Origin of the sequence: Anaerovibrio sp., from assembly GCF_024697385.1 — a bacterium.
Lineage (GTDB): Bacteria > Bacillota > Negativicutes > Selenomonadales > Selenomonadaceae > Anaerovibrio.
Map to the genome: position 1 here is coordinate 1 of NZ_JAILFV010000104.1, position 5,346 is coordinate 5,346.

Here is a 5,346-nt window from a genome sequence, read left to right on the forward strand (position 1 = left end):
GGATTGTTGTTTAATACAAACAAGTTCAAAATTAATACTGAACAAACCTATGATGTGGAGATCAAGCAAAAGGGGCACTCACAGAGAGTCCGGGCAGCTGGGAGCCGGGCAGAACGCTGATTTGTAAATGGACCACAGAGGGCATGATGAAATGAACCGTATGGTTCAGAGTACCTCATGACATGAGGGCATATGTTAGTTGCCGGGGATATGATGGTATCCTGCTGAGTGTGTGAAGTCGCAAATAGAGGTGGCACCACGGGAATGGTATATTCTCGCCCTCGATGACAGTATTGTCATCGGGGGCTTTTTTATTGCACACATCGGTCAGGCTGCTGAAATGCGGCAGATGGATTTGCCGGAGAATATTTTATTATGAGAGGAGCCAAAACCATGATTAGAGAAGCGATTGAAAAAATAGTAAGAAAAGAGGACCTGACCTATGATGAGGCCTATACCGTCATGAATGAAATCATGAACGGCCAGACTTCCCAGACACAGAATGCTGCTTTTTTGGCAGCCCTTTCCACCAAAAGTACCAGGGCGGAGACCATAGCTGAAATCTCCGGTTGTGCTGCTGCCATGCGTGAGCTGGCTACCCCGGTGCACCATGATGGAATAGAGGTGCTGGAAATAGTGGGTACCGGTGGTGACCGGTCCAATACCTTTAACATATCCACCACATCTGCTTTTGTGGTGGCCGCTGCCGGGGTAAAGGTAGCCAAGCACGGCAATCGGGCAGCATCCTCCAAATCAGGCACTGCTGATGTTCAGGAGGCCCTGGGTGTCAATATCAATCAGGATCCGGAAAAGGCCGTCGAAATGCTCAGGGGATGTGGCATGTGCTTCCTGTTTGCCCAGAAATATCACACGGCCATGAAGTATGTAGGCCCTATCCGCAAGGAATTGGGCTTTAGGACTGTGTTTAATATCCTTGGACCTTTGACTAATCCTGCCAATCCGGATTATTTTATGCTTGGGGTTTATGATGAATATCTGGTAGAGACTGTAGCCAAGGTCCTTGATAAGCTGGGCGTGCAAAATGCAGTGGTGGTACACGGTCAGGACAGGCTGGATGAGGTTTCTCCAAGTGCTCCTACCACCGTATGTGAATTGAAAAATGGTTATTACCGTACTACGGAAATCTGCCCTGAGGATTTTGGCCTGGTGCGTGGTACCAAGGAGGAGCTGATAGGGGGCACGGCAGAGGAGAATGCCGATATTACCAGGGGTATCCTCTCCGGTAAAATACAGGGAACCAAGAGAAATGCTGTGCTGATGAATGCGGGATTGGCCATTTATGTGGGGAAAAAGGCTGCCACCATTCAGGAAGGTATAAAGCTGGCTGCCGAGACCATTGACAGCGGCAGAGCCTATAAGACCATGGAGGCTTATATAGAGGAGTCCAACCGCTGATTTTCCGGAAGCAGGGAGGATGTTTGCAGGATGAGGGTTGCATTACCTCCCTATCAGTGATATATTTTAGATAACAACAGAATAGCAAGGGGAGCAGAAACGCTGAGAGGTGTGTATGAGAAGACACACGACCCTGAACCTGATTTGGATAATGCCAACGGAGGAATGCTGACAGAGCCTGGGGATATGAATATTATTTGCCGGGGAAAAACTGAAAATTATCAAGGCAGTGTCCGAAAGGGCGCTGTCTTTTATTTTTAAGGAGGTATAGTGGGATGACGAGAGATTACGCAACACAGATGGATGCAGCCAGAAGGGGAATAGTTACTCCGGAAATTGAGGCTGTGGCAAAAAAAGAAAACAGGGATGTTTCCTTTATTATGGATATGGTAGCCCAGGGGAAGGTGGCCATTCCGGCAAATAAAAATCATAAGAGCCTTGAGGCCAACGGTGTGGGCAGCATGCTGAAAACCAAAATAAATGTAAATCTGGGGGTTTCCCGGGACTGCAAGGATTATGACGTGGAAATGGAAAAGGTGATGAGCGCCGTCAAGCTGGGGGCAGAGTCCATCATGGACCTTTCCAGTCATGGTAATACCCAGCCTTTCAGGCAAAAGCTGTGCCGTGAATGTCCGGCTATGGTTGGTACGGTGCCTATCTATGATTCGGTCATACATTATCAGAGGGATTTGGGGACTCTGACTGCCAGGGATTTTGTGGATGTGGTACGCCTCCATGCCGAGGATGGTGTGGATTTTGTCACTCTCCATTGTGGTATTACCCGAAAAACCATTGAGCAGATACGCAAGGGAGACAGGAAAATGAATATCGTATCCCGTGGTGGTTCACTGGTGTTTGCCTGGATGTCCATGACCGGTGAGGAAAATCCTTTTTATGAATATTATGATGAAATACTGGATATATGTCGGGAATATGATGTGACTGTAAGCCTTGGTGATGCCTGCCGTCCGGGATGCCTGGCTGATGCCACTGATGGTGTCCAGATAGAGGAGCTTATCAGGCTGGGTGAATTGACTCAAAGGGCCTGGGACAAGGATGTACAGGTAATGGTGGAGGGGCCTGGCCATGTGCCTATGGATCAGATTGCAGCCAATATGAAGGTACAGCAGACCATCTGCAAGGGTGCGCCTTTTTATGTTCTTGGACCTCTGGTGACGGATATTGCTCCGGGGTATGATCATATTACCGCAGCTATTGGCGGAGCCATGGCAGCCATGAGTGGTGCGGCATTTCTCTGTTATGTCACTCCTGCTGAGCATTTGGCCCTGCCAAATGTGGATGATGTAAGGGAGGGGATTATCGCCAGCAAGATTGCTGCCCATGCGGCGGATATAGCCAAGGGACTTCCGGGGGCCAGGGAACAGGATGACCGCATGGCAGAAGCCAGAAGAAAGCTGGATTGGGATGCCCAGTTCAGGGAAGCACTGGATCCGGATACTGCAAAGGCTATCAGGGAGTCCCGGGCCCCGGAGGAGGATCATTCGGATACCTGCAGCATGTGCGGCAAGTTCTGTGCCGTGAGGTCAATGAACAAGGCTCTGGCTGGTGAAATAATCGATATTTTGTAATATTTTCTTACGGAAAAATTTAAACAATGGAGTTATGAGAAAAAATGCTTCAGGGGCAGTTAATTGCTCCTGAAGCGCTTTTTTTTACCAGATGCCCATGATGTGCTGCATAAACAGGCTGACAGCAGTTATGCCGGCCCAGCAGAAGGCTCCCAGTATAATAGGCCTGCCACCGGTCTTCACCAGCTTTATAACATTGCTGTTCAGTCCAATGGCAGCCATGGCCATGACTATGGCGAATTTGCTTAATTCCTTAACAGGCTCAAAGTATTCAGCAGGGATGCCCTGATTTACTACCACCGTGGTAAATACAGAGGCGAGGACAAAATAGAGGATGAACATGGGGAAGGTTTTTTTCAGGCTGAAGCCCGTGGCATTGTGACCGGTTTTTTTTGCTTCCCGGGCTTTTAAAAGTGCCAGTACAAATACTATCAGGATAATGGCAAGGGCTCTGGTGAGCTTCACGGTGACAGCCTTGTCCAGGGTAGCGGTGCCCAGTCCCCACATGCTGTCCCAGGTGGCTGCGGCGGCTGTTACGGATGATGTGTCGTTGATGGCGGTTCCGGCAAAAATACCAAAGGCTTCGCCACTGATGGTACTAAAGCCAATCATGCTGCCGAGAATTGGGAACAATATGGCTGCCAATACATTGAAAAAGAAGATTACCGAGATGGCCTGTGCCACTTCATTATCATCGGCATCTATGACAGGTGCTGTGGCTGCAATGGCTGAACCGCCACAGATGGATGATCCTACTCCTACCAGTGTGGCGCTGTTGCCCGATATATTCATTACCCTGTGAAGTGCCCAGGCAATAAACAGGGAGGTGGCTATGGTGCAGACGATAATCGGCAGGGACTGCTGCCCTGTCTGCAGCACTACTCCCAGATTCATGCCGAAGCCCAGGAGAACCACTGCTCCCTGTAGTATATATTTTGATGTGAATTTGATTCCCTGGGTGGCTTTGCCCTTGTCATGCCAGAACATGGATATGATCATGCCAAATATTATGGAAATTACAGCACCTCCAATGATGGGGAATTCCCTGCCCAGAAGAAATGAGGGAACCGCAATGGCCAGGCATACCATTAGTCCGGCCCAGTTAAGATTGAGAAAATTTTTTGTGGCTTTCAAAATTTTTACCTCCTAAAGTTAAATTCCGTGTTGATTATAGCAAAAATAATATATAAAATATAATTATTATATAAAATGACTTGATAATAAAATCTTATCAATAAAAGGGAAATCCTTTGGTGGTGTTTGTGCACCTGCTGAAATTGATGGGGACGCATCCATTTGCTTTGGGAAAATGTCAGGCAGAGGTGAATAGCTATGGTTGATGGACGGATAAAAACCTTTTTGAAGCTGTGTGAGGTCATGAACTACAGAAAAACTGCCGAGCTGCTGCATATGACCCAGCCGGCGGTGACACAGCATATCAAGTTCTTGGAGAAGGAATACGGCTGCAGGTTGTTTAATTATGATAAAAGGGTACTCACCATGACGGAGCAGGCCGTAATACTCAGGGATTATGCCGAGAATATCATGTACCAGGAGCAGAAGGCGAAAAGCCGGATTAATGAGCACAGCGGACATAATCTAAAAATAGGTGCCACAAGGACTATCGGTGGCTATGTGATTAAACAGCAGCTGTTGAATTACCTCAGTGATGAAAACAATATTATCAGTGTGGAAATAGATAATACTGAGCATCTTTTGGAGCTGCTTTCCAAGGGGGAAATTGATTTTGCCCTGATTGAGGGCTTTTTTGACCGCAAAAAATATGCCTGTCAGCTTTATCGTCGGGAGCCCTTTATTGGCATATGTGGCAGAAAGCATCCCTTTGCCGGGAAAACCGTGCCATTGGAGCAGCTGTGGCAGGAGCATCTTTTTCTCCGGGAGGAGGGCTCAGGAACCAGGGATATTTTTCAGCAGCTTCTCATGGAGCATAATCACAGTGTCAGCGAGTTTCACCGTATTACCACCATCAGTGATTTTGGCCTTATGATAGGGCTGCTGCTGGATACACAGGGAATAACCTTTGCCTACAGGGCGGTGCTGGACACCAGCAGGGATTTGAAGCCCTTTTATATAGAGGGCTTTGAGGCTACCAGGGAATTTAATTATGTGTTTTTGAACAATTCATTTTCCCTGGGGGCTGTGAAGGTTTTTGATTCTTACAGGTAAGTGCCGTCAGGTGATGTTTTTGACCCGGGCAGATAATTTTGGACAATATCCGGAAGTATCAATAGTTGCCTGAGACAGGTCTGTTTTCTAAGGGGGTATTATTATGGTAAGGGAGATAAACAGGGATACAGTGCTGCTGCAGAAAAAGGCCAAG

5 protein-coding genes and 1 riboswitch are annotated in these 5,346 nt (G+C 47.7%); of the genes, 4 read left to right on the forward strand and 1 reads right to left on the reverse strand.

All coding sequences use genetic code 11. The annotated features are described in order from the left end of the window. Window positions 1-232: 232 nt before the first annotated feature. The 3 genes from K6C05_RS05485 (at window position 233) to thiC (ending at window position 3,005) form a co-directional block, all read left to right on the forward strand. On the forward strand, window positions 233-379 hold the full coding sequence (locus tag K6C05_RS05485; RefSeq protein WP_296732230.1) for a hypothetical protein: 147 nt from the start codon (window positions 233-235) through the stop codon (window positions 377-379). 14 nt (window positions 380-393) lie between these two features. Then, a complete protein-coding gene (gene trpD, locus K6C05_RS05490; protein ID WP_296732231.1) occupies window positions 394-1,416 on the forward strand; it encodes an anthranilate phosphoribosyltransferase in 1,023 nt (340 codons plus the stop codon). A 77-nt stretch (window positions 1,417-1,493) separates the two neighbouring features. Then, window positions 1,494-1,599, forward strand: a riboswitch (TPP riboswitch). Between the two features lie 92 nt (window positions 1,600-1,691). After that, a complete protein-coding gene (gene thiC, locus K6C05_RS05495) occupies window positions 1,692-3,005 on the forward strand; it encodes a phosphomethylpyrimidine synthase ThiC (RefSeq protein ID WP_296732234.1) in 1,314 nt (437 codons plus the stop codon). An 84-nt stretch (window positions 3,006-3,089) separates the two neighbouring features. Here the strand turns inward: thiC and K6C05_RS05500 are convergent, their stop codons facing one another. Beyond that, complete coding sequence (locus tag K6C05_RS05500; protein ID WP_296732237.1) at window positions 3,090-4,139, reverse strand: YeiH family protein; 1,050 nt, start codon at window positions 4,137-4,139, stop codon at window positions 3,090-3,092. Between the two features lie 198 nt (window positions 4,140-4,337). Here K6C05_RS05500 and K6C05_RS05505 point away from each other — a divergent pair, with 198 nt between their 5' ends. Further along, complete coding sequence (locus K6C05_RS05505; protein WP_296732239.1) at window positions 4,338-5,192, forward strand: LysR family transcriptional regulator; 855 nt, start codon at window positions 4,338-4,340, stop codon at window positions 5,190-5,192. Window positions 5,193-5,346 lie beyond the last annotated feature (154 nt).

Bases quoted from the DNA above. Each gene is read 5' to 3' on its own strand.
- trpD (WP_296732231.1), top strand. From the start codon at position 394: ATGATTAGAGAAGCGATTGAAAAAATAGTAAGAAAAGAGGACCTGACC.
- thiC (WP_296732234.1), top strand. From the start codon at position 1,692: ATGACGAGAGATTACGCAACACAGATGGATGCAGCCAGAAGGGGAATA.
- K6C05_RS05505 (WP_296732239.1), top strand. From the start codon at position 4,338: ATGGTTGATGGACGGATAAAAACCTTTTTGAAGCTGTGTGAGGTCATG.